This window comes from Streptomyces sp. NPDC005483 (assembly GCF_040606035.1).
Taxonomy (GTDB): domain Bacteria; phylum Actinomycetota; class Actinomycetes; order Streptomycetales; family Streptomycetaceae; genus Streptomyces.
This window is the reverse complement of the sequence record NZ_JBEXEA010000009.1, coordinates 328,888-354,000: the sequence shown is the minus strand read 5'-3', so window position 1 is coordinate 354,000 and position 25,113 is coordinate 328,888. Positions and strand designations below refer to the sequence as shown.

24 protein-coding genes are annotated in these 25,113 nt (G+C 71.3%); 11 read left to right on the top strand and 13 right to left on the bottom strand.

Annotated features, from left to right (window positions below):
* Positions 1 to 61: 61 nt before the first annotated feature.
* Positions 62 to 1,333, bottom strand: a complete 1,272-nt coding sequence (locus ABZT06_RS20140; protein ID WP_355742182.1) for an Ig-like domain-containing protein — start codon at positions 1,331 to 1,333, stop codon at positions 62 to 64.
* 213 nt (positions 1,334 to 1,546) lie between these two features.
* On the bottom strand, positions 1,547 to 1,891 hold the full coding sequence (locus ABZT06_RS20135; RefSeq protein WP_355742179.1) for a hypothetical protein: 345 nt from the start codon (positions 1,889 to 1,891) through the stop codon (positions 1,547 to 1,549).
* Between the two features lie 130 nt (positions 1,892 to 2,021).
* Here ABZT06_RS20135 and ABZT06_RS20130 point away from each other — a divergent pair, with 130 nt between their 5' ends.
* Positions 2,022 to 2,303 (top strand): LPXTG cell wall anchor domain-containing protein, encoded by a 282-nt coding sequence (locus ABZT06_RS20130; RefSeq protein ID WP_355742269.1) that lies wholly within the window; start codon positions 2,022 to 2,024, stop codon positions 2,301 to 2,303.
* A 42-nt stretch (positions 2,304 to 2,345) separates the two neighbouring features.
* Positions 2,346 to 3,050, top strand: coding sequence for a hypothetical protein (locus tag ABZT06_RS20125; RefSeq protein ID WP_355742177.1), 705 nt, complete (start codon positions 2,346 to 2,348; stop codon positions 3,048 to 3,050).
* A gap of 49 nt (positions 3,051 to 3,099) precedes the next feature.
* Here the strand turns inward: ABZT06_RS20125 and hutH are convergent, their stop codons facing one another.
* The 3 genes from hutH to ABZT06_RS20110 all read right to left on the bottom strand — a co-directional run bounded on the left by hutH (position 3,100) and on the right by ABZT06_RS20110 (position 6,957).
* The gene (gene hutH, locus ABZT06_RS20120) at positions 3,100 to 4,638 is read right to left on the bottom strand and encodes a histidine ammonia-lyase (RefSeq protein WP_355742267.1); all 1,539 of its coding nucleotides are present in this window, start codon (positions 4,636 to 4,638) and stop codon (positions 3,100 to 3,102) included.
* 82 nt (positions 4,639 to 4,720) lie between these two features.
* The gene (locus ABZT06_RS20115; protein WP_355742174.1) at positions 4,721 to 5,869 is read right to left on the bottom strand and encodes a GGDEF domain-containing protein; all 1,149 of its coding nucleotides are present in this window, start codon (positions 5,867 to 5,869) and stop codon (positions 4,721 to 4,723) included.
* 287 nt (positions 5,870 to 6,156) lie between these two features.
* Positions 6,157 to 6,957 carry an enoyl-CoA hydratase-related protein gene (locus ABZT06_RS20110; protein WP_355742171.1) on the bottom strand — a complete coding sequence of 267 codons (801 nt, stop codon included), beginning with the start codon at positions 6,955 to 6,957 and terminating at the stop codon, positions 6,157 to 6,159.
* Positions 6,958 to 7,156: 199 nt separating this feature from the next.
* On the opposite strand from ABZT06_RS20110, the gene ABZT06_RS20105 reads away from it, so the two are divergent.
* Positions 7,157 to 7,786, top strand: a complete 630-nt coding sequence (locus tag ABZT06_RS20105) for a hypothetical protein (protein WP_355742168.1) — start codon at positions 7,157 to 7,159, stop codon at positions 7,784 to 7,786.
* Here the strand turns inward: ABZT06_RS20105 and ABZT06_RS20100 are convergent.
* Positions 7,783 to 8,877: an adenylate/guanylate cyclase domain-containing protein gene (locus ABZT06_RS20100; RefSeq protein ID WP_352389013.1), complete on the bottom strand. Its 1,095-nt coding sequence runs from the start codon at positions 8,875 to 8,877 to the stop codon at positions 7,783 to 7,785. The genes ABZT06_RS20105 and ABZT06_RS20100 overlap by 4 nt on opposite strands.
* 123 nt (positions 8,878 to 9,000) lie before the next feature.
* A complete protein-coding gene (locus ABZT06_RS20095) occupies positions 9,001 to 9,864 on the bottom strand; it encodes a biotin--[acetyl-CoA-carboxylase] ligase (RefSeq protein ID WP_355742164.1) in 864 nt (287 codons plus the stop codon).
* A 111-nt stretch (positions 9,865 to 9,975) separates the two neighbouring features.
* Here ABZT06_RS20095 and ABZT06_RS20090 point away from each other — a divergent pair, with 111 nt between their 5' ends.
* Together ABZT06_RS20090 and ABZT06_RS20085 are read left to right on the top strand one after the other, a co-directional pair.
* The gene (locus ABZT06_RS20090) at positions 9,976 to 11,568 is read left to right on the top strand and encodes an acyl-CoA carboxylase subunit beta (RefSeq protein WP_355742161.1); all 1,593 of its coding nucleotides are present in this window, start codon (positions 9,976 to 9,978) and stop codon (positions 11,566 to 11,568) included.
* Positions 11,569 to 11,585: 17 nt separating this feature from the next.
* Positions 11,586 to 11,795 carry an acyl-CoA carboxylase subunit epsilon gene (locus tag ABZT06_RS20085; protein WP_355742158.1) on the top strand — a complete coding sequence of 70 codons (210 nt, stop codon included), beginning with the start codon at positions 11,586 to 11,588 and terminating at the stop codon, positions 11,793 to 11,795.
* Here ABZT06_RS20085 and ABZT06_RS20080 read toward each other — a convergent pair.
* The gene (locus tag ABZT06_RS20080) at positions 11,792 to 12,904 is read right to left on the bottom strand and encodes an SGNH/GDSL hydrolase family protein (protein ID WP_355742155.1); all 1,113 of its coding nucleotides are present in this window, start codon (positions 12,902 to 12,904) and stop codon (positions 11,792 to 11,794) included. The genes ABZT06_RS20085 and ABZT06_RS20080 overlap by 4 nt on opposite strands.
* Before the next feature lie 106 nt (positions 12,905 to 13,010).
* On the opposite strand from ABZT06_RS20080, the gene ABZT06_RS20075 reads away from it, so the two are divergent.
* Complete coding sequence (locus ABZT06_RS20075; protein WP_107405694.1) at positions 13,011 to 13,139, top strand: hypothetical protein; 129 nt, start codon at positions 13,011 to 13,013, stop codon at positions 13,137 to 13,139.
* An 18-nt stretch (positions 13,140 to 13,157) separates the two neighbouring features.
* A complete protein-coding gene (locus tag ABZT06_RS20070; RefSeq protein ID WP_355742152.1) occupies positions 13,158 to 13,778 on the top strand; it encodes a nucleoside triphosphate pyrophosphatase in 621 nt (206 codons plus the stop codon).
* On the opposite strand, the gene ABZT06_RS20065 is transcribed toward ABZT06_RS20070, so the two are convergent.
* Complete coding sequence (locus ABZT06_RS20065) at positions 13,747 to 14,271, bottom strand: hypothetical protein (RefSeq protein WP_355742149.1); 525 nt, start codon at positions 14,269 to 14,271, stop codon at positions 13,747 to 13,749. The two genes, ABZT06_RS20070 and ABZT06_RS20065, sit on opposite strands and share 32 nt — an antisense overlap.
* Before the next feature lie 363 nt (positions 14,272 to 14,634).
* Here ABZT06_RS20065 and ABZT06_RS20060 point away from each other — a divergent pair, with 363 nt between their 5' ends.
* Positions 14,635 to 16,407: a biotin carboxylase N-terminal domain-containing protein gene (locus ABZT06_RS20060; RefSeq protein ID WP_355742146.1), complete on the top strand. Its 1,773-nt coding sequence runs from the start codon at positions 14,635 to 14,637 to the stop codon at positions 16,405 to 16,407.
* A 638-nt stretch (positions 16,408 to 17,045) separates the two neighbouring features.
* Here the strand turns inward: ABZT06_RS20060 and ABZT06_RS20055 are convergent.
* Both ABZT06_RS20055 and ABZT06_RS20050 read right to left on the bottom strand, forming a co-directional pair.
* Positions 17,046 to 18,008: a DeoR/GlpR family DNA-binding transcription regulator gene (locus tag ABZT06_RS20055; RefSeq protein ID WP_355742143.1), complete on the bottom strand. Its 963-nt coding sequence runs from the start codon at positions 18,006 to 18,008 to the stop codon at positions 17,046 to 17,048.
* Between the two features lie 166 nt (positions 18,009 to 18,174).
* Positions 18,175 to 19,623, bottom strand: coding sequence for an NAD(P)H-quinone dehydrogenase (locus tag ABZT06_RS20050; protein WP_355742140.1), 1,449 nt, complete (start codon positions 19,621 to 19,623; stop codon positions 18,175 to 18,177).
* 96 nt (positions 19,624 to 19,719) lie between these two features.
* Between ABZT06_RS20050 and ABZT06_RS20045 the strand changes: the two genes are divergently transcribed.
* The 3 genes from ABZT06_RS20045 to ABZT06_RS20035 all read left to right on the top strand — a co-directional run bounded on the left by ABZT06_RS20045 (position 19,720) and on the right by ABZT06_RS20035 (position 23,272).
* Entirely contained in the window at positions 19,720 to 20,157 is a 438-nt protein-coding gene (locus ABZT06_RS20045; protein WP_007384315.1) for a gamma-glutamylcyclotransferase, read from the top strand.
* 117 nt (positions 20,158 to 20,274) lie between these two features.
* Complete coding sequence (locus ABZT06_RS20040; protein WP_355742136.1) at positions 20,275 to 21,099, top strand: purine-nucleoside phosphorylase; 825 nt, start codon at positions 20,275 to 20,277, stop codon at positions 21,097 to 21,099.
* 541 nt (positions 21,100 to 21,640) lie between these two features.
* A complete protein-coding gene (locus ABZT06_RS20035; protein ID WP_355742134.1) occupies positions 21,641 to 23,272 on the top strand; it encodes a phospho-sugar mutase in 1,632 nt (543 codons plus the stop codon).
* Between the two features lie 630 nt (positions 23,273 to 23,902).
* Here the strand turns inward: ABZT06_RS20035 and ABZT06_RS20030 are convergent.
* On the bottom strand, positions 23,903 to 24,211 hold the full coding sequence (locus ABZT06_RS20030) for a hypothetical protein (protein ID WP_355742132.1): 309 nt from the start codon (positions 24,209 to 24,211) through the stop codon (positions 23,903 to 23,905).
* A 225-nt stretch (positions 24,212 to 24,436) separates the two neighbouring features.
* On the bottom strand, positions 24,437 to 25,108 hold the full coding sequence (locus ABZT06_RS20025; RefSeq protein ID WP_355742129.1) for a PH domain-containing protein: 672 nt from the start codon (positions 25,106 to 25,108) through the stop codon (positions 24,437 to 24,439).
* Positions 25,109 to 25,113: the final 5 nt, after the last annotated feature.

The following is a 25,113-nucleotide window of genomic DNA, read 5'->3' as shown; positions in this document are numbered from 1 at the left end:
CCCCGGAAACACCGATGCCGCCCCTGGGGGCGGCATCGGAAAACTGTGAATCCCGGGTGGGTCAGACCGCCGACCCGGCCTTCCAGTCCGCCCAGTTCAGGTTCCAGCCGTTGAGGCCGTTGTCCGGGGCCACCGTCTTGTCGCCGGTGTTGGAGACGACGACCACGTCGCCGACGATCGAGTTGGTGTAGAACCAGTAGCCCGCCGTGCCGGTGTCGTTGGCGCCCTTGGTGTCGGACAGGCCCACGCAGCCGTGGCTGGTGTTCACGTTGCCGAAGACCGACTTGGCGCCCCAGTAGTTGCCGTGCACGAAGGTGCCGGAGTTGGTGAGGCGGATGGCGTGCGGCACGTCCTTGATGTCGTACTCGCCCTTGCCGTCGTCGTCGGTGAAGCCCACGGTCGCGCCGTTCATGCGCGTCTCCTTGAACTTCTCGGACATCACCATGATGCCTTCGTACGTCTTGTTCTCCGGCGAACCGGCCGAGATCGGGATGGTCTTGATCGTCGTGCCGTTGTGCGTGATCTTCATCTGCTTGGTCTTGGCGTCGACGTACGAGACCTGGTTGCGGCCGATCTTGAAGGTGACCGTCTTCTGCTGGACGCCGTAGACACCGGAGGCGCCCTCGACACCGTCGAGCGCGAGCTTCAGCGTGACGGTGGAGTTCTCCTTCCAGTAGTCCTCGGGGCGGAAGTCGATGCGGTTGGCGTTGAACCAGTGGCCGACGACCTCCTGACCGCTGCTGGAGGAGACGGAAATGCCCTTCTGGACGGCCGCCTTGTTGGTGATCGCCTTGTCGAAGTTGATCGACACCGGCATGCCCACGCCGACGGTCGAGCCGTCCTCCGGCGTGAAGTTGCCTATGAAGCTGTTGGCCGGGGAGACCGTCGTGAACGAGGCGTTCTCGTGGGCGACGAGCCCGTCGGAGTCCTTGGCCTCCGCGGCGACCTTGTAGGTCGTCGAGCGCTCCAGCTGGGCGTCGGGCTTCCAGCTGGTCTTGTCGGCGGACAGCTCGCCCGCGACCTTCGCGCCTTCGGTGGTCGTCATCGTCACGTCGGTGAGCGTGCCCTTGCTCACGGTGACGGCGGCGGAGTTGTTGATGGAGGCGTTGTCCGTGCCGTCCTTGGGTGTGATCTTGATCTCGGCCTGGGAGCTCTTCTTCGCCGCCGCCTCGTCGGCCTTGGCCTGCGAGGTGTCGCCGCCGCTGCCGCTGCCCCCCGACGAGGAGTCGTCGCCACTGGAACAGGCCGAGAGCACCAGCACCCCGCCGAGCAGAGCGGACGCGACCGTCAGGCCCCTGCGCCGCTTACTGACCGTCATCACACGCTTCTCCATCGTTGCCGAATCCCAGAAACCCCGAAATCCCGAGAGTCCCCGTCAATAAAACCTGAACGCTACGACCGGTTCGTCCCGTTCCACCTTCTCGGAAGGTGTGGGGCACACCACGTCCGCCGTGGCGGCAGGTGCGTCTGTCGGTCCGTGCGACCCGTGAGACGACGAAACCCCGGACGGCGGTTGCCGCCCGGGGTCACGATTTTCCCAGCGCGCTCAGCCGACGACCTCTTCTTCCTCGTCTTCCTCTACATCATCCTCGTCGAGGTCCCAGTCCGGCGAATCCGGGTCGTAGTCGATGTGCTCGCTGCTCCAGGACGCCTGGGCCAGTTCGACCCCCGACACCTCTCCGACCAGGTCGAACGGGTCCACGAGATACGCGAGCGCCTCCGCCGTGTCTTCCGTCACAGCGCTCTCGGCATGCGCCCGCTCGTCGTCCGGCATGTCCGGATCGTCCGCGATCCGCGCGAGCGCGGCCCGCGTCACGGCCTCCTGGTCGTCGACCTCGACGACGAGTTCCACCCGAAGCCGCACAAAACGTGATGTCTCTTCAGTGCTCATGCCCGGAGCGTAAAGCCCATGCCTCCCGTGACTTTCCCGTGACCCGCGACTTTCACTAACATCGCCCCACACGGCCAATTCGCCAGCACCACAAGGGGATCGATATTCCGTGTCATCCGTTCGTCGTCCGTTGCTGACCGCCACCGCCGCGGGGACCCTGCTGGGTGCCCTGTGGTTCGTCCCGTCCGCCAACGCGACCCAGGATCAGCCGGCGAGAACAGAGCCGTCCGTGCAGGCCACGACGCAGGCGCGGGTCACGACCACGAGCGCGGAGACGTCCACGGACGGCACCCGGCTCGCGGACACCGGCAGCTTCGACACCACGCCGTACGTCGTCGGCGGCACCCTCTTCCTCACGCTGGGTGCGGGCTTCGTCGTCTATTCGGTACGGCGGGAACGCCTGGGTTTTTAAACGCGCTTGACGTTTTCTTGGCGAAACGCTCATAGTCCGCACGTGCGGAGATCATCGAGGGCGCGCATAGGCGCCACGGCGACCATGAGCGTGCTGTCGCTCGCCCTCATCACCACGGCCGCCGCGAAGGCGCTCAGCGCGGCCGAGCTCGAGAAGCTGCTGCTCGCCAAGGGCGATGTCACCGGGTACGAGGCCGCCGACGGCGACGACACCCTCCCGAAGGCCAAGGGCGAGGTGAAGACCGACAAGGCCGACTGTGCCCCGCCGGCCCACGCCATGGCCGGTCTCGCGCCGGGCGACACGGACGCGGGCGCGAGCAACACCCTGACGAAGAGCCCCACGGCCACCCCGTCCTCGGAGGAGGAGGCCGTCCTCGACGTCGAGATGACCTTCGTGGGCCTGTCCTCCTACGACGGCGACGGCGACGGCGCCGAGAAGGCCGTCAAGGCCGTCGCCGACGGCATCGCCGCCTGCTCCGGCGGCTTCACCATCACCGCCCAGGGCGAGAAGCAGAAGATCACCAAGGTCGCCGCGGGGAAGCCCTCCGGCAAGGGCGACGAGTCCGTCGCGTTCTCCGTCGGCTCCGAGATGGACGGCGAGGGCACGGCCACCTTCAACACCGAGGTGGTCCGCGCCGGCAACACCGTCACGTCGTACTGCACGGTGGACTTCGCCTCGCTCGACAGCGGCAAGGCGGCGGCCGTGCCGACGACCCTGATCGACGCCCAGCCGGCCAAGCTCAAGTAACCGACGCGGGGGCCCTGTTCAGCCGTATCGCGAACAGGGCCCCGTCCGCCTACAGCAGCGGTCCGGTCACGGCCTCCACGGCCGACACCAGCCGCCCCTCCCGCACGAACTCGTCCGCCGCGGCGAGGTCCGGCGCCAGGAACCGGTCGGGACCGGGCCCCTCGACTCCCGCCTTGCGTACGGCGGTGATGGCGGCCTGTGTCGCCGGCGCCGGGCTCAGGCCCTCGCGCAGCTCGACGGCGCGCGAGGCGGCGTACAACTCGACGGCGAGCACCCGGGTGAGGTTGCCGACGGCGGTACGCAGCTTGCGCGCGGCCGACCACCCCATCGAGACGTGGTCCTCCTGCATGGCGGACGAGGGGATCGAGTCCGCGGACGCCGGTACGGCCAGCCGCTTCAGCTCACTGACCAGCGCGGCCTGGGTGTACTGGGCGATCATCAGCCCGGAGTCCACGCCGGCGTCGTCGGCGAGGAACGGCGGCAGCCCGTGCGACCGGTTCTTGTCGAGCAGCCGGTCGGTGCGCCGCTCGGCGATCGACGCGAGGTCGGCGACGGCGATGGCGAGGAAGTCGAGGACGTAGGCGACGGGGGCGCCGTGGAAGTTGCCGTTGGACTCGACGCGCCCGTCGGGCAGGACGACCGGGTTGTCGACGGCCGAAGCCAACTCCCGCTCCGCCACCAGCCGCGCATGGGCCAGGGTGTCCCGCCCGGCCCCGGCGACCTGCGGCGCGCAGCGCACAGAGTAGGCGTCCTGGACCCGGGGCGCGTCGTCCTGGTGGTGCCCGGTGAGCTCCGAACCCTGGAGCACGGCGAACATGTTGGCGGCGGACGCCCCCTGCCCCGGATGCGGCCGGATGGCGTGCAGCTCGGGCGCCAGCACCTTGTCGGTGCCGAGCAGTGCCTCCAGCGACAGGGCGGCCGTGATGTCGGCGGACTTGTAGAGCATGTCCAGGTCGGCAAGGGCCATGACCAGCATGCCGAGCATGCCGTCGGTGCCGTTGAGAAGGGCGAGGCCCTCCTTCTCCCGCAGCTCCACGGGCGCGATCCCGTGCTCGGCGAGCAGCTCACCGGCGGGCCTCACGGTCCCGTCCGGCCCCTCGGCGTCCCCCTCCCCCATGAGCGTGAGGGCACAGTGGGACAGCGGCGCGAGGTCCCCGGAGCAGCCGAGCGACCCGTACTCGTGGACGACCGGCGTGATCCCGGCGTTGAGCACGTCGGCCATGGTCTGCGCGACCTCCGGCCGCACCCCCGTGTGTCCCGAGCAGACGGTCTTGAGCCGCAGGAACATCAGCGCCCGTACGACCTCCCGCTCGACCCGCGGCCCCATGCCGGCGGCGTGCGAGCGGACGATGTTGCGCTGCAACTGGGCCCGGAGCTCCTTGCTGATGTGCCGGGTCGCGAGGGCGCCGAAGCCGGTGCTGACGCCGTAGACGGGCTCGGGCTTGGCCGCGAGGGCGTCCACGATCCCACGGGCCGCGGCAAGAGCGGCCAGCGCTTCCTCGGAGAGCTCGATACGGGCACCGTCCCGCGCCACGGCAAGGACGTCGGACGCGGTGACCCCGGACGTCCCCACCACCACAGTGTGCATATCCATATTCAGGAGCGTACGCATTGAATTCGAGGATGTCACTACTGGGTCGGGGTTACGCCCCTTACAGGCACCGGCCCCCTCAGGGCTCACGCCCCCGGAACGTCCGCCGCTCGGCCGTCGACCCGGAGGGGGCGGCATCGGCCAGCCGTACGACGGGATCGTCGGGCCCGCCCCGCCCCGCGACGACGGGCCTCTGGGCACGCTCGGCCTTGGCCCGGTACTGCGCGGCATCGGCGAGCCGGAACAGCCGCCGGGCGGACCGCACGGGACCGATGGGATCCGCGGTGGAAGCGACCCCGCACGCCACTCCCTCCCCCAGCTCCAGCTCACCGGCCCGACGGCAGAGTTCATCGGCCGCCCGGACGACATCGTCGGCGGACGGCCCGACGGCGAGCAGGCAGAACTCGTCCCCACCGAGCCGAGCGGCAAGGGCACCCGGCAGCATGGCCCCGCACAGCGACAGCACCGACCCGAAACGTTCCAGCAGCCGGTCGCCCACGGCGTGCCCACGCGTGTCGTTGACCCGCTTCAGCCCGTTGAGATCGCACACGACGAGACTGACCACGGCACCGTCCCGCTTGTGCCGGTCGACGGCCTCGTCGAGCCGCGCGTCCACGGCACGGCGATTGGCGAGCCCCGTCAGCGCGTCCGTGTACGCCAGCCGCCTCGCCTCCTCCAGCCGCTCCGCCTGGGCGATCCCGGCGGCCACGACGGCGGCCAGTACGGTGGCGAAGTCGGCGTCCTCCCTGCCGAAGACGGGGGCACCGGCGGGCCGGGCGACGTACAGCTCCCCCCAGGCCCGCCCGTTCAGCACGATCGGGGCCACGACACAGCTCCCGCGCCCCCGCCTGCGGAGCGCGGCAACACGCTGGTGCACATATCCGGGCCGCCCTCCGGCCGCCGGCCCCTCCGCCGTCTCGACCCACGCGTTGGGCTCCCCGCCCCCGGCCCAGCGCTCGTGCAGAAACTCGGTGATCTCCGGGAACTGGTGCACGGGGTAGGCCTCACCCTCCGGGAACTCCTCCTCACCGGCGGCCCGGTCCCCCACGTTCACCAGCACCCTGAGCCGCCCGAGCTCCCGCTCCCACACCGACAACGCGGCGAAGCTTCCCCCCAGCGCACGGCACGCCCCGGCGGCGGCGGCCCGCCACGCCTCCCGCGAGCCGTGGGCCGCCGCCATGCCCTGAGCCAACGCGACGACCGCGGCCAGCCGGATGTCCTCACCCATCACTCCAGGTTAGGGAGGATTCGGGTGGGGGCCGGGGTGCGGTTGGGCCGTTCGAGAACGTGCGCGTCAGGAACGGCCACATGAGGTGGTCGGGCGGGTGCGGATCGGTGGGGGCGGGCGTTTGCGCAGTTCCCCGCGCCCCTGGGGGGTTGCAGTCACCCTGCGCCACTACGGGCCGTTCGCTGCGCCGCAGGCATTCAGGGGCGCGGGGAACTGCGCAGAACGCCCGCCCCCACCAAGCCGCACCCGAACCCGAACCCGAATCCGCCCAAGCGCCGCAGGCACCGTCACTGCCCGGGCCACCGCGGCGCCCGCCGCTCGTTGAAGGCCGCCACCCCCTCCGCCCGGTCCCCGGAGAACGCCACCGCACGCCACGCCGCGTCCTCCACCTCCAGCCCGGCCCGCAGGTCCAGCCCCTGCCCGAGCCGCAGCGCCCGCTTCGCCGCCCGCAGCCCCACGGGCGAGTTCGCGGCGATCCGGGCCGCGAGCGACAAGGCCGCTTCCCGGTCTTCCCCGGCCTCCACCAGCTGATCCACGAGCCCCAGCCGCTGCGCCTCCTCCGCCTCCACCCGCCGCGCCGTGAAGATCAGCTCGGAAGCCCGCGCCGCCCCCACCCGCCGCGGCAGCAACTGCGTCCCCCCGCCCCCGGGGATCACCCCCACCGACACCTCCGGCAACCCCACCACCGCCGTACGGTCGGCCACGATCAGGTCGCACGACAGCGCCAGCTCGAAGCCCCCGCCCAAGGCGAACCCGTGCACCGCGGCGATCGTCGGCACCGGCAACTCCAGCACCCCCGTGTACGCCCCCCGGGCCACCGGCCGCTGTCGCAGGAGCTCCGCGTCGCTGAGGGAGTTCCGCTCCTTCAGATCCGCCCCGACACAGAACGCCCGCTCGTGCGTGGAGGTCAGCACGACAACCCGCACGCCCTGATCACCCCCCAGCGCGGCACAGGCGGCGGCGACCGACCGCGCCATCTCCGTGGAGACCGCGTTCATCGCCTTGGGCCGATCGAGGACCAGCTCCGCGACCCCCTGGTCCCCATGCCGCCTGACCAGCACGAACTCCCCGAACCGCTCCTCACCCATGACACCCTCCCGGTTAACGCGGGTTAACAAGAACGCTCCGATCATCGCAGTCCCACCCCCACCGCGAAAGGTTCCCGCTTACCCACCCGACACCCCGTTCGAGTGACATCCCGCCCAACTCGTCCCCCATCGCCCACGGCAGCGCATAACGTGCGCTCCGCCATGGCGCACAGGGGGCGCAGGCACCAGGGGAGGAACCATGACGGCCACGATGACGACGACAGGCATGGCGGAGGACGGCGGCATCCGCCTGTTCGCACCGCGTGGCCGGCACCGCAAGCCCCGTCCCCGCAAGGTCCTGCTCGCGGCGGGCGGCCTCGCCCTGGCCGCCGGCGCCCTGAGCCTCGTACGGCTGACCCCCGACGCGGGAGTGGGCGGCTTCGGCGCGACGGAGCCGGACCCCCAGGCCGCTCCGGGCGCGGACACGGACATCGACACCGGCACCGGCGCGGACCGGGCGACGAACGCCGCCGCGACCGTGGGCTCCGTCCCGCAGGCGAGCCCGTCGTCGACCACGGCGATGGGCGGCATCTCCGCGACCCCCACACCGGGCACCTCCCTGGGACCGGCAGGGTCCGCGACCGCCGTACCCCTGCCGCTCGCGGCGGCCCCCACGACGATCCCGGACGCACCGAACACACCGGCACCGGCCCGGACACCCACGGCGGACACCACGCCCCGCGCGCCCGCGACGACCGCCGCCCCGCAACCCGCCCCGACCACTGCCCCACCGACGCCGGCATCCACGCCCCAGCCCACGCACTCGGCCCAGCCCGCACCCGGCCTGTGCGTGCCGATCGTCGGCCTGTGCGTGCGGCAGGGGGGCTAGGAGGGGGCCACGTCCCTGCGGGTCAGCAGCCAGGGCTCGACGACGCCGAGTCCACGCACCGGCCGCTGCCACATCGGCTGGAGCGCGAAGCGGTAGGTCGGCGGCTCCTCGCCCTCCTTCTCGGCGGTGGCCGCGGCCTCGGCCGCCTCGGCCTCGGAGGCGGGCGCCTCGCCGTGGCGGATCAGCTCCTCGGCGAAGGCGCTGTCCACGAGGACGGCGTCCCGGGGAGCTATCGAGGTCAGCCGGGAGGCGAGGTTCACCGTCGTACCGAAGACATCACCCATGCGGGTGGTCACCGTGCCGAAGGCGATGCCGACGCGCAGTTCGGGCATGGTCTCGTCGTTCGCCATGGTCTCGATCAGCCGCAGCGCGATCTCGGCGGCGACGGCCGCGTCGTCGGCCGCGTACAGCACCTCGTCGCCGAGGGTCTTGATGAGCCGACCGCCCCGCGCCGCCACGAGATCCGCGGCGGTGGTCTCGAAGGCCTCGACGAGTTCGCCGAGCTCCTCCTCCTCCATACGGCGGGTCAGCCGCGTGAACCCGACGAGGTCGGCGAAGCCGACGCACAGCCGCCGGTCGACCATCTCCTCGTCGTCGGCGGCCTGCACGACCCGCCCTGCCGAGGCCGAGAGCTGGCGGCGCCAGACGTAGACGAGGAACTCCTCCAGCTCGGGCAGGAGCAGCTCGATGATCGGGTACGTCACCTCGGTACGGGTCATGCCCGGCTCGGGAGGATCGGTCAGGCCCTCCAGGAAGGAGTCGATCTGCCACTCGGCGAGCCGGGCGGTGGTCTGCCCGGTGGATCGCGCCACCTGTACGGCCATGGCCTCGCTCAGCAGCCCCGCCTCGACGAGACCGGCGAGCCGGCGCAGCGCGAGGACGTCCGCCTCGGTGAACGCCTTGGCCTGGCCGACGTCGGCGAAGCCCATCGCCCGCCAGAAGCGGGTGGCCAGCTCCATGGAGACGCCGGCGGTGCGGGCCGCCTGAAAGGGGGTGTAGCGCCGCTCGGCGCCGAGGATGAGCTGTTCGAGACGCACGGCGAGCGGGTGCGGGGTCGCGTCCGCGCCGGAGCCCGTGTCGTCTGCGGTCACGCCTGCTGCCCTTCCGATCTGTCACGGTCAGGTATCGACCGGCCTCAACTGTACGGCAGGTGTGGGTTAGCTCACTCCCGAGGAGGGGTGGCTGATGCCTTCGGGTCAAAGAGGCAGGTCCACTTACGCCGGTCGCAGGTGCACGATGTCTCCTGCACCCACCGGTTCCTGTACGCCCTCCTTCGTCGCGATCACCAAGCGGCCGTCGCCGTCCACCGCGACCGCCTCCCCCACCAGGGAACGATCTCCCGGCAGCTCGGCACGCACCGTACGTCCCAGCGTCGCGCACCCCGCCGCATACGTCTCCTGCAACCCGCTCACCGTCGGATCACCGGCCGCCGCCCTCCAGCGGTCGTACCACTCCTCCAGTGACCGGAGCACCGCCCGCAGCAGGGGGTCGCGGTCCGTGCTCACCGCTCCGGCCAGCACCAGCGAACCCGCGGTCGGGACCGGCAGCTCGTCCTCCCTGAGGGTGACGTTGATGCCCACGCCCACCACGACGCCGCCCTCGCCCGCCCGCTCCGCGAGGATTCCGCCCGCCTTGCGTTCCTCGCCGCCCACGGTCACGAGAAGGTCGTTGGGCCACTTGAGGGCCGTGTCCACGCCGGCGGACCGGGACAGGCCCGTCGCCACCGCGACGCCGGTGAGCAGCGGCAGCCACCCCCAGCGGGCGACCGGCACGTCGGCGGGCGTCAGCAGGACGGAGAAGAAGAGGCCCGACCGCGGCGGTGCCGTCCACCGGCGGTCCAGGCGACCCCGCCCGGCGCTCTGCTCCTCGGCGACGAGGACCGCGCCCTCGGCCGCCTTGCCCGCGGCGGCGCGGGCGACCAGGTCGGAGTTGGTGGAGCCGGTCGCGGCCACCACCTCGATCCCGGACCACAGCCCGCCCTCGCGCACCAGCCCGCGGCGCAGCGCGGCGGCGTTGAGGGGCGGCCGGTCGAGGTCCGACCAACGGCTGTCGTCTCCTGAAACATCTCGCGGCGTCATGCAAGCCACCCTAGGTGTGTGAAACGCCGCACTGCTGATTCGTAGGGGCACCACTACTCTACGGATGAGTAACCGTCCCCCCTTTTGAGCAGGCAGGGAGCCGCGAGACCGATGTCCGAGCCGGAAGAGATCGACATCCACACCACCGCGGGCAAGCTCGCGGATCTCCAGCGCCGTATTGACGAGGCGACGCACGCCGGCTCCGCACGCGCCGTCGAGAAGCAGCACGCCAAGGGCAAGCTGACGGCCCGTGAGCGCATCGAGCTCCTCCTCGACGAGGGCTCCTTCGTCGAGCTGGACGAGTTCGCCCGGCACCGCTCCACCAACTTCGGCCTGGAGAACAACCGGCCCTACGGCGACGGCGTCGTCACCGGGTACGGCACCGTCGACGGCCGCCCCGTCGCCGTGTTCTCCCAGGACTTCACCGTCTTCGGCGGCGCGCTGGGCGAGGTCTACGGCCAGAAGATCGTCAAGGTGATGGACTTCGCGCTGAAGACCGGCTGCCCGGTCATCGGCATCAACGACTCCGGCGGTGCCCGCATCCAGGAGGGGGTCGCCTCCCTCGGGGCGTACGGCGAGATCTTCCGCCGCAACACCCACGCGAGCGGTGTCATCCCGCAGATCAGCCTGGTCGTCGGGCCCTGTGCGGGCGGAGCCGTGTACTCCCCGGCGATCACCGACTTCACCGTGATGGTCGACCAGACCTCGCACATGTTCATCACCGGTCCGGACGTCATCAAGACGGTCACCGGCGAGGACGTCGGCTTCGAGGAGCTGGGCGGCGCCCGCACCCACAACTCGGTGTCCGGCGTGGCCCACCACATGGCCGGGGACGAGAAGGACGCCGTCGAGTACGTCAAGCAGCTGCTGTCGTACCTGCCGTCCAACAACCTGTCCGAGCCGCCGGTGTACGCGGAGGAGGCGGACCTCGCGGTCACCGACGAGGACCGCGAGCTGGACACGCTGGTGCCGGACAGCGCGAACCAGCCGTACGACATGCACACGGTGATCGAGCACATCCTGGACGACGCCGAGTTCTTCGAGACGCAGCCGTTGTTCGCGCCGAACATCCTCACCGGCTACGGCCGCGTCGAGGGCCACCCCGTCGGCATCGTCGCCAACCAGCCGATGCAGTTCGCCGGCTGCCTGGACATCACCGCGTCCGAGAAGGCGGCCCGCTTCGTCCGCACCTGCGACGCCTTCAACATCCCGGTGATCACCTTCGTGGACGTCCCGGGCTTCCTGCCGGGCGTCGACCAGGAGCACGACGGCATCATCCGCCGCGGCGCCAAGCTGATCTACGCCTACGCCGAGGCCACGGTCCCCCTCATCACGGTGATTACCCGCAAGGCCTTCGGCGGCGCCTACGACGTCATGGGCTCCAAGCACCTCGGCGCGGACCTCAACCTCGCCTGGCCCACCGCCCAGATCGCCGTCATGGGCGCCCAGGGCGCGGTCAACATCCTGCACCGCCGCACGATCGCGGAGGCGGAGGCCGCGGGAGAGCTGGAGGCGACCCGGGCCCGGCTGATCCAGGAGTACGAGGACGCCCTCCTCAACCCCTACATCGCGGCCGAGCGCGGCTACATCGACTCCGTGATCATGCCGTCGGACACCCGCCGCCATGTGGTCCGGGGTCTGCGCCAGCTCCGCACCAAGCGCGAGTCCCTGCCTCCGAAGAAGCACGGCAACATCCCCCTCTAGCCCTGCCGGGAGCCGTCATGAACATCAAGGTCGTACGGGGAAACCCCACCCCGGAGGAGCTCGCCGCCGCCCTGGCGGTGGTCCGGGCCCGCGCCGCGGCGGCGACGGACACGCCGTCGGGCGCGGAGGAGCAGAAGGCCGCGTGGTCCGACCCGTCCCGCATCGCGGGCCGCCGCCTGCCCCAGCCGGGGCCGACGGCGTGGACGCGGACCTACTGGCCGTCCTAGAGGACGGCTGACACCGCTTCGGCCATCACCTGGTACCCGAGATCGTTCGGGTGCAGGTGATCGCCGAAGTCGTACGACGGGTGCAGCCGGTCCGGGTCTCCCGGATCGGCCAGCTCCCGCGCGAGGTCGACCACCGCGTCGTACTCGCCGGAGCAGCGCACCCACTCGGCGAGCTCGTGCGCGACCTTCGCCGCGTGCTCACCCCAGTGGTCGGAGCCCCCGAACGGCGGCAGCGTGCACCCGATCACCCGCAGCCCCTGAGCCTGCCGTAGCAACTCCCGGTGTCCGGCGATGAGTTCGGCCGCCTCCACCACCGGCGCGGGCTGGTAGGTGGGCTGGTCGTCGGTCTCGCTGAACCCGAGGTCGTTGAGCCCCAGCAGCACGACCACCGTGTCCACCCCGGCAAGCCCCCGTACATCCCGCCGGAACCGCGCGACCCCCTTCTCCCCGTACCACGCGGAGTCGTTGAGCAGCAGGTTCCCGCCGATCCCGGCGTTCAGCACAGGCCGCCCGCTCAGCCGGGCCAGCGCGTCCGACCACCGCCGGTCCGCGCCGACCGTGGACCCGAACCCGTCCGTGACGGAGTCCCCAAAGAGCGCGACACCGTCCGTGCGCCCGGAGTCCGTCTCGACGGCGGCCAGGAAGTACCAGGACTCGCTGACCGCGTCGAAGCCGTCCGCTCCGGCACCGTCCAGCAGGTCCCCCTGCCCCCGGTAAGCGACAGTGAAGGCCTGTGCGTGAAAGGTCGCGGGCCCGGTCGCCGCCTCGAAGTACAGCGTGACCGTGACCGAGTCCCCGGCGGCCACGGCGAGGTCGACGGGCTCGCTCACCAGCGAACCCCGGGCGGGAATCTCGTCCGCGAGGGTGAGCCTTCGCAGCGATCCCGGCTCAATGGCGGCCCCCACGGCGGTACGGCCGATCGTGGCGCCCGCGAGCCGGACCGGCGAGGTGCCGTACGCGTGGGACAGCCGTATCCGCAGCCGCCCCCCGCCTGCCGACAGCCGGACGACCTGGCGCACGGACTGGCGCCAGAAGCCCTCGCGGGACCAGTTGGGGGTGAAGCCCTCGGCGGGGAGCTGAGGCGAGGCGGACCAAGCGGTGGTGAACACGACACGTACCCCTCTCACGGACTACTAATGGGACAACAGTACCGTTTGGAGAAGTTGAGTACGCGTACTCAGGCGCCGGCCACGAAATCGACGCACGCTGGAAACCATGCTGTGGTCCGACCCCGAGAACGAACCGCCGAAGGAACTGCGCGACATGCAGGACATGCTTCGGCGACTGAGCATCTTCCTGGCGCTGGCCATGGTGCTCGCGATGATCGTGATCGGGTTGCGCTGATCGGACTACGCTGACCGCATGACCGATCAGCCGCGCCGCCGACTCGTGCTCGCCTCCCAGTCCCCCGCCCGGCTGAGCCTGCTGCGACAGGCCGGCCTCACTCCCGAGGTGCTCGTGAGCGGGGTCGACGAGGACGCCGTCACCGCCCCCACCCCCGCCGAACTGGCGCTCGCCCTCGCCGAGGCGAAGGCCTCCGTGGTGGCCGCGAAGCCTGAGGTCAAGGGTGCGCTGGTGGTCGGCTGCGACTCGGTGCTCGACCTGGACGGCGAGGCACTGGGCAAGCCGGCCGACGCCGAGGAGGCGACGGCCCGCTGGAAGGCCATGCGCGGCCGCGCGGGCACCCTGCAGACCGGCCACTGCGTCTACGACACCACGAGCGGCCGGTACGTCTCGGCGGTGGCCTCCACCGTCGTCCGCTTCGGCGAGCCGACCGACGACGAGATCGCCGCGTACGTCGCCTCCGGCGAACCCCTCTACGTCGCGGGGGCGTTCACCCTGGACGGCCGTTCGGCCCCGTTCATCGAGGGCATCGACGGCGACCACGGCAATGTGATCGGCCTCAGCCTGCCGTTGCTGCGCAGGCTGCTGGCCGACCTCGGCGTCGGCATCACGGAGTTGTGGGCGCCGGCGGAGGCGTGAGCGGCGAGCCGGCGGCGGCCCCCTGGGGGCCCTCCGGCTCCTCGGCACCCTCGGGGCCGACCGGGCCCTTCGTGTCCTGCGGCCCCGCCGCGACCGGTCCCCGCCGTCCGTCGTAGGTCACCAGCACGAGCACGATCAGCCCGAGCATCACGACCATGAAGAGGAACTGGGGCCAGCCGATCAGCGCCCAGGCGACCGCCCCCAGCACGCCGTGCACCACGGCCGCGCTGACCAGCAGGACCCGGCCGAGCCCGGCGGGCTCCCGGTCGCGCACCGCCACCAGCAGGGCGACCAGCGCGCACAGCATGAAGTAGAGACCGAAGACGACCCCGCCGATCTTCGAGGACATCGACATCGCGTCCGGGTCCAGACCGGCCAGCGACATGTTCTGCGCGTCGACGAGACTGCCCATGATCCAGTTCAGCACCGCCACGCCGAACGCCTCGACGAAGAGGACGACCGCCACGACCCACGCCACCGGCCTGCGTATCACCGGTCCCCACCCACTTTCGAGCCGTGCTCTTGTCAGCCGACGTACGTTCAATACAGCGCGAACGCTACTAACGGGTAAACCTCGGGACAAGGGTTCGGCCGGGGGCAAAGAATCATTGGGCCATTCGTAGGGACTCCACAAAGAATCGGAGTGGTCCGCAGCACGCTCTCACAGAGACCTTGGCCACAGAGGAGGGCTAGGGTTTCCGGGAGGAGCCCTGCGTACCGAGGTGCGACAAGGGATTTCGCGAGTCGTGCAAGCTCGTATCACGCTCCGTGTGGGGAAGGTCACCACAGGGGACGGGTCGAAGAGCCGTGTCGGCAGTCCCTAAACTCGGCTTGTTTCATGGAGGGAGCCTCAATCGTGCGCAAGGTGCTCATCGCCAACCGTGGCGAAATCGCTGTCCGCGTTGCCCGGGCCTGCCGGGATGCCGGTATCGCGAGCGTGGCCGTGTATGCCGACCCGGACCGGGACGCGTCGCATGTCCGCGCGTCGGATGAGGCGTTCGCCCTGGGCGGTGACACCCCGGCCACCAGTTACCTGGACATCGACAAGGTCCTGGGCGCCGCGCGTGAGTCGGGCGCGGACGCCATCCATCCCGGATACGGCTTCCTCTCGGAGAACGCCGAGTTCGCGCAGGCCGTCCTGGACGCGGGCCTGATCTGGATCGGCCCGCCCCCGCAGGCCATCCGCGACCTGGGTGACAAGGTCGCCGCCCGGCACATCGCCCAGCGCGCCGGTGCCCCCCTGGTGGCGGGCACCCCCGACCCGGTCTCCGGTGCCGACGAGGTGGTGGCCTTCGCCAAGGAGCACGGGCTCCCGATCGCCATCAAGGCCGCCTTCGGCGGTGGCGGCCGCGGCCTGAAGGTCGCCCGCACCCTCGAAGAGGTCCCCGAGCTGTACGACTCGGCGGTGCGCGAGGCGGTGGCCGCCTTCGGTCGCGGCGAGTGCTTCGTCGAGCGCTACCTGGACCGCCCCCGGCACGTGGAGACCCAGTGCCTGGCCGACAAGCACGGCAACGTGGTCGTCGTCTCCACCCGTGACTGCTCTCTGCAGCGCCGCCACCAGAAGCTGGTCGAGGAGGCCCCCGCGCCCTTCCTCTCCGACGAGCAGGTCGCCGAGCTGTACCGGGCGTCCAAGGCGATCCTCAAGGAAGCCTCCTACGAGGGCGCCGGCACCTGCGAGTTCCTCGTCGGCCAGGACGGCACCATCTCCTTCCTCGAGGTCAACACCCGCCTCCAGGTCGAACACCCGGTCACCGAGGAAGTCGCCGGCATCGACCTGGTGCGCGAGATGTTCCGCATCGCCGACGGCGAGGAACTGGGCTACGGCGACCCCGAACTGCGCGGCCACTCCTTCGAGTTCCGCATCAACGGCGAGGACCCGGGCCGCGGCTTCCTGCCCGCCCCCGGCACCGTCACCAAGTTCGAGGCGCCCTCTGGCCCCGGCGTCCGCCTGGACGCCGGCGTCGAGGCCGGCTCGGTCATCGGCCCGGCCTGGGACTCCCTGCTGGCCAAGCTGATCGTCACCGGCGCCACCCGCGAACAGGCCCTGCAGCGCGCCGCCCGTGCCCTGGCCGAGTTCCAGGTCGAGGGCATGGCCACCGCGATCCCCTTCCACCGCAAGGTGGTCACCGACCCGGCCTTCGCCCCCGAACTCACCGGCTCCAGCGACCCGTTCACGGTCCACACCCGCTGGATCGAGACCGAGTTCGTCAACGACATCCCGGCCTTCACCGCCCCCGCCGACACCGAGGCCGAGGACGAGACGGACCGCGAGACGATCGTCGTCGAGGTCGGCGGCAAGCGCCTTGAGGTCTCCCTGCCCTCCTCCCTGGGCATGTCCCTGGCCCGCACCGGACTGGCCGCGGGCGCCAAGCCCAAGCGCCGGGCCGCCAAGAAGTCCGGCCCCGTCGCCTCCGGTGACACCCTCGCCTCCCCCATGCAGGGCACGATCGTCAAGATCGCGGTCGAGGAGGGCCAGGAGGTCAAGGAGGGCGACCTCGTCGTTGTCCTCGAAGCCATGAAGATGGAACAGCCCCTGAACGCCCACCGCTCCGGCACCATCAAGGGCCTGGCCGCGGAGGTCGGCGCGTCCATCACCTCGGGCGCGGCGATCTGCGAGATCAAGGACTGAGCAGCAGTACGCATGTCGAGGCGCCCCGCGGACCGAAGCAGTCGGTCCGCGGGGCGCCTCGCTTCCCCGTCCCCCGAGACGGCGGTCTCAGGTGGTCTGCGGTCTCACGCGGTCCACCCCCAGCCGGTGCCGTGGACGAGGTCGGGACGTGAAAAAGGACAGCGCGGTCAGGGGCACCATGGCGTTCGCTCATCCGGCGACGTCGAGCGGCATGGACAGGATCAGCAGCCAGGCGGCCCTGGCCGGGACCACGCCGACCCCGCGGCCGCCCGCAGCAGGGAGTCCTGGCCGTGCCCTTCTCGAAGGCTCCGAGCGCGACGGTGCCGAGGTTCGGGATGGCGTTGATCGCGGTCGGCCGGTGCCCGAGAGGACCGCGCCCTACAGGCCCGGCCCCGCGGAACGGGACACGCCGACCACGCCGGGCAGGCACAGCACGGCGCCCACCCTCCACAGCCGGACGAACAGTTCCCTCCAGCGCGGGCCGAGCGCTCGCACCCATTCCCCTGCGGGCGAACCGCACGACAGACCCGCCCCGCCAACCGGCGCCGCCTCAAAGCACCCGCGCTCTCGAAGCAGCCCTTTCTCCCCCGGCCCCGTCCCTCAAGCCGGCGCCCGGAGACATCGCCCCGCGCATCGCTTCAGCGGCGACGCAGGTCCGCCACCCGTGCCCGCTCCGCACCCTGAGCCGGGTCGCCGAGGGCCGTGGCCGTCCGGAGAGACGGGCCCCCCGAAGGGAGCTGGCTGCGGCGGGGGCCCGGCACGGGCACGTCCCGGCGCTGTTGCTGCCGCGCCGGGACGTGATCACCCCCCGGCGCTCCCGACGCGCCGGCCACGGCGATCTGCACCCCCTGGTCGGCGAGCGCCTGGAGTTCCGTGCCGGCCCGGTCGTCGTGGGCCGGAGGCTCGTCCGTGACCAGGCGGGTGATGACGTCCGTGGGCACGGTCTGGAACATCGTGTCGGTGCCGAGCTTGGTGTGGTCGGCGAGGACCACGACCTCCGCGGCGGCCTGCACCAGCGCCCGGTCCACGGACGCCGACAGCATGTTGGACGTGGAAAGACCGCGCTCGGCGGTGAGCCCGCTCCCGGAGAGGAAAGCGCGCGAGACCCGGAGCCCCTGGAGCGACTGTTCCGCCCCCGAACCCACCAGGGCGTAGTTGGAACCGCGCAGGGTGCCGCCGGTCATCACGACCTCCACCCGGTTGGCATGGGCGAGCGCCTGGGCCACCAGCAGTGAATTGGTCACGACGGTCAGCCCGGGAACCCGGGCGAGACGGCGCGCGAGCTCCTGTGTGGTGGTTCCCGCCCCCACCACAATGGCCTCGCCTTCTTCGACGAGACCCGCGGCGAGATCGGCGATGGCCGTCTTCTCGGCGGTCGCGAGATGTGATTTCTGCGGAAAGCCGGACTCCCGCGTGAACCCGCCCGGCAATACCGCACCGCCATGCCGGCGGTCGAGGAGTCCTTCTGCCTCCAGTGCGCGCACGTCCCGCCGTACGGTCACTTCGGAGGTCTGGACGACGCGGGCGAGCTCACGGAGCGACACGGCTCCATTGGCTCGCACCATTTCGAGGATCAATTGGCGACGTTCTGCAGCGAACACGAAACTGACAGTAACGCCAACGACCGTCTGCTTTCAGCTGTTTGCGCCGAATAGCAGAAGATGTTCGCACGGCAGGGTGGGAAGTGGTATAGGGCCTAATCCCCCCGCCTATGCCGCGCGAATGGTCGACAACTCCCTGTGACCAGGCAGGAATCGCTTTCGGCCGTCAGGCCCCGCCGGTCTCCTTGCGGGTGTGCAACTGCCGTGCCACCTCGGCGATCGAGCCCGAAAGGGAGGGGTAAACGGTGAACGCGTTCGCGATCTGTTCGACCGTCAGATTGTTGTCGACCGCGATCGAGATGGGATGGATCAGTTCCGAGGCGCGGGGCGCCACGACGACCCCGCCGACGACGATCCCGGTACCGGGCCGGCAGAAGATCTTGACGAAGCCGTCGCGGATGCCCTGCATCTTGGCGCGCGGGTTGCGCAGCAGCGGGAGCTTCACGACCCGGGCGTCGATCTTGCCGCCGTCCACGTCGGCCTGCGAATAGCCGACGGTGGCGATCTCCGGGTCGGTGAAGACGTTCGACGAGACCGTCTTCAGGTTCAGCGGGGCCACCGCGTCGCCGAGGAAGTGGTACATGGCGATACGCCCCTGCATGGCGGCGACGGAGGCCAGCGCGAACACCCCGGTCACGTCACCGGCGGCGTACACACCGGGAGCCGTGGTCCTGGACACCTTGTCGGTCCAGATGTGCCCGGACTCGCGCAGCTTGACGCCCGCCTCCTCCAGCCCCATCCCGGCGCTGTTCGGAATGGCACCCACGGCCATCAGACAGTGCGACCCGGTGATGACCCGCCCGTCCGCCAGCGTGACCTCGACCCGGTCCCCGACCCGCTTGGCGGACTGGGCACGGGAGCGCGCCATGACGTTCATGCCGCGACGGCGGAACACGTCCTCCAGTACGGCGGCGGCGTCCGGGTCCTCACCCGGCAGCACGCGGTCACGGGACGACACGAGCGTCACCTTGGAGCCGAGCGCCTGGTAGGCACCGGCGAACTCGGCGCCGGTGACACCGGACCCGACCACGATGAGCTCGTCCGGCAGCTCGTCGAGGTCGTAGACCTGGGTCCAGTTGAGAATGCGCTCGCCGTCGGGCTGGGCATCGGGCAGCTCACGGGGATGACCACCCGTGGCGATCAGCACGGCGTCCGCGACGAGCGTCTCCTCGCTCCCGTCGACGGCCCGCACGACGACCTTCCGCGACCCGTCGAGCGCCTGCATGCCCTCGAGACGGCCACGCCCGCGCAGCACCCGGGCACCCGCACGCGTCACCGACGCCGTGATGTCGTGCGACTGGGCGAGGGCGAGCCGCTTCACACGCCGGTTGACCTTCCCCAGGTCCACGCCCACCACCCGCGCCGCCTGCTCCAGCGGTGGGGTGTCGTCGGCGACGATGATGCCGAGCTCTTCGTACGACGAATCGAAGGTCGTCATGACCTCGGCCGTAGCGATAAGGGTCTTCGACGGCACGCAGTCGGTCAGCACCGACGCCCCGCCCAGACCGTCGCAGTCGACGACGGTCACCTCCGCGCCGAGCTGGGCGGCCACCAGGGCCGCCTCGTATCCGCCGGGTCCGCCACCGATGATCACGATCCGAGTCACGTACTCCATTGTCCCGCACGCCCCGGGGTGCCACGGCCCAGGGGGCTCCCCGAGATGCCACTGTTACGGGAGAGACACCCGGGAAGGCTGCCGTACCCTCGACCCATGTCGCTCTACGCCGCCTACGCCGGCAACCTCGACGCGCGGCTGATGACCCGCCGCGCCCCGCACTCGCCGATGCGCGCCACGGGGTGGCTGAACGGGTGGCGGCTGACCTTCGGGGGCGAGCACATGGGCTGGGAGGGCGCACTCGCGACGATCGTCGAGGACCCCCTCTCCCAGGTGTTCGTGGCGCTCTACGAGATCGCCCCGGCCGACGACGAGTCGATGGACCGCTGGGAGGGCGTGGGCCTGGACATCTACCGCCGCACACGCATGCGGGTCCACACCCTGGAGGGTGAGGAACATGCCTGGACGTACGTCCTGAACGGCTACGAGGGCGGCCTGCCCTCCGCCCGCTACCTGGGCGAGATCGCCGACGCGGCGGAGTCCGCGGGCGCGCCGCACGACTACGTCATGGAACTCCGCAAGCGACCCTGCTGAGCGGACACGTCACGGCACCCGCGTCACCCGGTTGGTTGGAAACGACAAGACAACGATCGCCATCCCGTCAGCTCTGTCATCTACGCGCGTAGGCCCGGACCAGCTACCCTCATCGGCGTGAACGCATCTCTTCTTCCGGACGACATCCAGGGCGATCCGCACGCCGCCGCCGACGCCGCCGCCGCGCGCCTGCGCGAACTGACCGGCGCCGAGACCCACGACGTCGCCCTCGTGATGGGCTCCGGCTGGGCACCGGCCGTGGACGCCCTCGGTGCCCCCGACGCCGAGTTCCTGGTCACCGAGCTGCCCGGCTTCCCGCCCCCGGCGGTGGAGGGACACGGCGGCAAGATCCGCTCGTACAAGATCGGTGAGAAGCGGACCCTGGTCTTCCTCGGCCGCACCCACTACTACGAGGGCCGCGGCGTGGCGGCCGTGGCCCACGGCGTGCGCACCGCGGTCGCGGCCGGCTGCAAGACGATCGTCCTCACCAACGGCTGCGGCGGCCTCCGCGAGGGCATGCGCCCCGGCCAGCCGGTCCTGATCAGCGACCACATCAACCTCACGGCGACGTCCCCGATCATCGGCGCGAACTTCGTCGACCTGACCGACCTCTACTCGCCCCGCCTGCGCGCCCTGTGCAAGGAGATCGACCCCACCCTGGAGGAGGGCGTCTACGCCCAGTTCCCCGGCCCGCACTACGAGACCCCGGCCGAGATCCGCATGGCCCGCGTGATCGGCGCGGACCTGGTGGGCATGTCGACGGTCCTCGAGGCGATCGCCGCGCGCGAGGCGGGGGCGGAGGTTCTGGGTATCTCGCTGGTGACGAACCTCGCCGCGGGGATGACGGGTGAGCCGCTGAACCACGAGGAGGTTCTTCAGGCGGGCCGTGACAGTGCGACCCGGATGGGGTCGCTGCTTGCGCAGGTTCTCGGCCGCATCTGAGAGTCGCGACCAGGGGTGCCACGGGATGTCGCAGAGCGGCTGCGGGTGCGTTGCGGCTGGTCGCGCAGTTCCCCGCGCCCCTGGGGGGGTTGCAGCCACCAGCACCCCGATGGGCCGTCGGCCGCGTACGGCGGGAAGGGGACGGGGTGGGGGGTGTCCGCCCGCAGCGGCCGGCGTCCGGCACCGGGCCCTGCTCAAGTGGCCCGAGCCGCCGGACCGAGGACGGATACCCCCCCCACCCCGGCACCGACCCACAACACACCCGCACGCGCTACACCCGCCCCCACCGGGCCCACAGCTGCGCCGCAGGCATCCAGGGGCGCGGGGAACTGCGCAACAACGCCCACCCCCACCGAACCCGCAGACACCCGACCACCCCACCACCCAGCCCGCCGCAGGCCCACGCAGGCACCAGGGGCGCGGGGAATTGCGCAAAACGCCCACCCCCACCGGCCCGCACACACCCGACAGCCCAGCCCCACCCAGCCCGCCGCAGGCCCCACCAAGCCGCACAAGAACCGCCCAACCGCCGGAGGCAACCGTGCACGACGATCTCATCGCCCGGGCCAGGACCTGGCTCGCCGAGGACCCCGACCCGGACACCCGCGACGAGCTCGCCAAGCTCATCGAGGCCGGAGACGTCACCGAACTCGCCGCCCGCTTCAGCGGCACCCTCCAGTTCGGCACCGCCGGTCTCCGCGGTGAACTCGGCGCGGGGCCGATGCGGATGAACCGCGCGGTCGTGATCCGAGCCGCCGCCGGTCTCGCCGCGTACCTCAAGAGGCACGGCAGCACCGACGGCCTCGTGGTCATCGGCTACGACGCCCGCCACAAGTCCGCCGACTTCGCACGGGACACCGCGGCCGTGATGACCGGCGCGGGCCTCAGGGCCGCGGTCCTGCCCCGCCCCCTGCCCACCCCCGTCCTCGCGTACGCGATAAGGCACCTCGGCGCGGTGGCCGGTGTGGAGGTCACGGCCAGCCACAACCCGCCCCGCGACAACGGCTACAAGGTCTACCTCGGCGACGGCTCCCAGATCGTCCCGCCGGCCGACGCGGACATCGCCGCGGAGATCGACGCGATCACCTCCCTGAACGACGTCCCGCGCCCCGACACCGGCTGGGAGACCCTCGACGACAGCGTCCTCGACGCCTACCTCGCCCGCACGGACGCCGTACTCGCCGCGGGCTCCCCCCGCACCGCCCGCACCCTCTACACGGCGATGCACGGAGTCGGCAAGGACACCCTCCTCGCCGCCTTCGCCCGCGCCGGCTTCCCCGCCCCGGAACTCGTCGCCGAACAGGCCGACCCCGACCCGGACTTCCCGACCGTCGCCTTCCCCAACCCGGAAGAGCCCGGCGCGATGGATCTCGCCTTCGCGAAGGCCGGGGAGACGGACCCGGACCTGATCATCGCCAACGACCCCGACGCGGACCGCTGCGCGGTGGCGGTCAAGGAGGACGGCGCCTGGCGCATGCTCAGGGGCGACGAGGTGGGCGCACTGCTCGCCGCCCACCTGGTGGCCCGCGGAGCGCAGGGCACCTTCGCCGAGTCGATCGTCTCCTCCTCCCTCCTGGGCAGGATCGCCGAGAGGGCGGGCCTTCCCTACGAGGAGACCCTCACCGGCTTCAAGTGGATCGCCCGCGTGGAGGGCCTGCGCTACGGCTACGAGGAGGCCCTCGGCTACTGCGTGGACCCCGAGGGCGTACGGGACAAGGACGGCATCACCGCGGCCCTCCTCATCACGGAGCTCGCCTCCGAGCTGAAGGAACAGAACCGTACGCTCCCGGACCTCCTCGACGACCTCGCCGTGACACACGGCCTGCACGCCACGGATCAGCTCTCCGTGCGCGTGGAGGACCTGTCGGTCATCGGCCGCGCGATGGAGCAGCTCCGCGAGCACCCGCCGACCGAGCTCGCGGGCCTGGCCATCACCCGGGCCGAGGACCTCACCCAGGGCACGGACAGGCTCCCGCCCACCGACGGCCTGCGCTACACGCTGGACGGCGCCCGGGTCATCGTCCGCCCGAGCGGCACCGAGCCCAAGCTCAAGTGCTACCTGGAAGTGGTCGTCCCGGTCGCCACCCACGCCGAGCTCCCAGCCGCCCGCACCAGGGCGACCGCCCTCCTGACCACCATCAAGCGGGACCTGTCGGAGGCGGCCGGCATCTGACCCCGCAGCCGAACCGGCCAGCGGTACCGTCCTGCCCACCGACGGCCACAGCACCTGGCCCCGGCGCTGACCGACCACTGAGCCTGTCAGCGCCGGCCGGCAGCTGTCGGCAGCGCCAAGGATCAGAACGGGTCAGCCACCACCCAGCATCCGCCCCCGCCCCCGGCACCCGGGCCCCGGCACCGACGACATCCGAACCAGCCGTCGGCGGCCATCAGCTGAACCCGCCGGCGCCGACCGACAGCCGCCCCCTGTCGACAGCAGCCGGATCAAACCGCTTCAGCCACCACCCAGCATCCGCCCACGCCCCCGGCAACCAGCACCCTGGCCCCGGCACCGACCGACACCCGAACCGCCCTGCGACCGCCCGCACCCGCCGCCGGCGGCGAGCAGCTGCGCGTCGGCACTGAGCGGCGGCCGAACCAGCCGACGGGGGGCGGCAGCTGAGCCTGTCAGCAGCGACCCGACATCCCAACCGGTCGGCAACCGCCCTGCACCTGAACCCGTCGGCGACGAACCGGCAGCTGAACCAGTCAACGGCGAACCGCTCCCGAGCGCGGCCCGAGCATGCGTGTGGCGCCGCTCATCCGTGGAAGGGGACGGGCAGCGCCACATACAGAGACCGGAAACTTATCCGGGGAACGGCTTGCTCGCGTCGTCGTCAGCCTTGATGCACGCGTCGAGCTTCTTCTGGAGGGCGGCCGCGTCGCTGAGCGCCTTCCTGGCCGCCGCGGTCTCCCCCAGCTGCTTCAGCTTCGCCGCCTTGGTCTTGAGGTTGGCGATCTGCTGGCGCAGCTGGCTCGTGTTGCAGGTGACGGCGGCCTTGACGGACACCACGCCCCGGTCCGCCGACGTGGCGGCGTGAGCGGGCACCGACGTGATGAAGAAGCCTCCGAGGACGGCCGCGGAGACGGCCAGAGCGGAAAAGCGCTTGGTCATGAGATGTTCCCCCATATTGGGCTTGCAGTGGTCGGAGTGGATCTTACAAAACTATGTGACCCACCAGTAACCAGGCCCGCGGGCTCCACCGATCCCCAACCACGATCGAGCGGCAACAGGCCCGCAGTCAGCACCCTCGACGCCCCTCAGGCGCGCGGGAACTGCGCGACCAGCCCTCACCGCGCAGCCGACGCCACGCAACACCCGCGCGGCACCCGAAACGCATCACCCCACCGCCACCAGAATCGCCAGCAGCACCGCCCCGGCCACCGCAGGCCCCACGATCTCGTACGCCCACCGCACGGAAACCTCGCCCTGGGAGGTTTTCGCCTTCCCGCGGGCCTCCAGCATCTCGCGCAAGTCGTCGATGATCTTGTCGGTCTCGGCCCGGGTCGGACCCTCCGGGACGGGCGCAGAGCCGCCGAAGCCGTCCGCCCGCATTCCGCCGCCGAACAGGCCCAGGCCCCTGCCGGAGCCGCGGCCGCCGGACGCCGCGGCCGCCTGCCGGGCCGACTGACGGGCCGCCTTCTTGCGGCCGCGCAGGGAGACCGGGATGGCCCACAGCTGGTACTTGCTGCCGGACTTGACGAACAGCTCGTTCGAGTAGCCGGAGCGGAGCATCTCGACCTCCCCCCACGGCACGACGATCACGCGGAAGGGGTTGCGGATGCGCAGCCGGTCGTTGTTCGCAAAGACGGCCGGGCGCAGGGTGAACGCGATCACCAGCGGTGCGGCGAGGATCAGGGCGGCGAGCGCGAGCCACGGCGTGCGGCCGGCGCCGGAGACGACGGCGTCGATGCCCAGCCAGCCGACGATGACGAGGAGGAGGGACCCGCCGATCAGTGCCATGGGCGAGCGGTAGATGTGGTCCCTCGACTCGGGGGGTGCGGTCGTCATGGGGC

Bases quoted from the DNA above. Each gene is read 5' to 3' on its own strand.
- ABZT06_RS20135 (WP_355742179.1), bottom strand. From the start codon at position 1,891: ATGAGCACTGAAGAGACATCACGTTTTGTGCGGCTTCGGGTGGAACTC.
- ABZT06_RS20075 (WP_107405694.1), top strand. From the start codon at position 13,011: ATGCTGTGGTCCGACCCCGAGAACGAACCGCCGAAGGAACTGCGCGAC.
- ABZT06_RS20025 (WP_355742129.1), bottom strand. From the start codon at position 25,108: ATGACGACCGCACCCCCCGAGTCGAGGGACCACATCTACCGCTCGCCC.
- ABZT06_RS20115 (WP_355742174.1), bottom strand. From the start codon at position 5,869: ATGGGTGAGGACATCCGGCTGGCCGCGGTCGTCGCGTTGGCTCAGGGC.
- ABZT06_RS20105 (WP_355742168.1), top strand. From the start codon at position 7,157: ATGACGGCCACGATGACGACGACAGGCATGGCGGAGGACGGCGGCATC.
- ABZT06_RS20050 (WP_355742140.1), bottom strand. From the start codon at position 19,623: ATGGAGTACGTGACTCGGATCGTGATCATCGGTGGCGGACCCGGCGGA.
- hutH (WP_355742267.1), bottom strand. From the start codon at position 4,638: ATGCACACTGTGGTGGTGGGGACGTCCGGGGTCACCGCGTCCGACGTC.
- ABZT06_RS20030 (WP_355742132.1), bottom strand. From the start codon at position 24,211: ATGACCAAGCGCTTTTCCGCTCTGGCCGTCTCCGCGGCCGTCCTCGGA.
- ABZT06_RS20070 (WP_355742152.1), top strand. From the start codon at position 13,158: ATGACCGATCAGCCGCGCCGCCGACTCGTGCTCGCCTCCCAGTCCCCC.
- ABZT06_RS20095 (WP_355742164.1), bottom strand. From the start codon at position 9,864: ATGACGCCGCGAGATGTTTCAGGAGACGACAGCCGTTGGTCGGACCTC.
- ABZT06_RS20140 (WP_355742182.1), bottom strand. From the start codon at position 1,333: ATGGAGAAGCGTGTGATGACGGTCAGTAAGCGGCGCAGGGGCCTGACG.
- ABZT06_RS20045 (WP_007384315.1), top strand. From the start codon at position 19,720: ATGTCGCTCTACGCCGCCTACGCCGGCAACCTCGACGCGCGGCTGATG.
- ABZT06_RS20110 (WP_355742171.1), bottom strand. From the start codon at position 6,957: ATGGGTGAGGAGCGGTTCGGGGAGTTCGTGCTGGTCAGGCGGCATGGG.
- ABZT06_RS20085 (WP_355742158.1), top strand. From the start codon at position 11,586: ATGAACATCAAGGTCGTACGGGGAAACCCCACCCCGGAGGAGCTCGCC.
- ABZT06_RS20090 (WP_355742161.1), top strand. From the start codon at position 9,976: ATGTCCGAGCCGGAAGAGATCGACATCCACACCACCGCGGGCAAGCTC.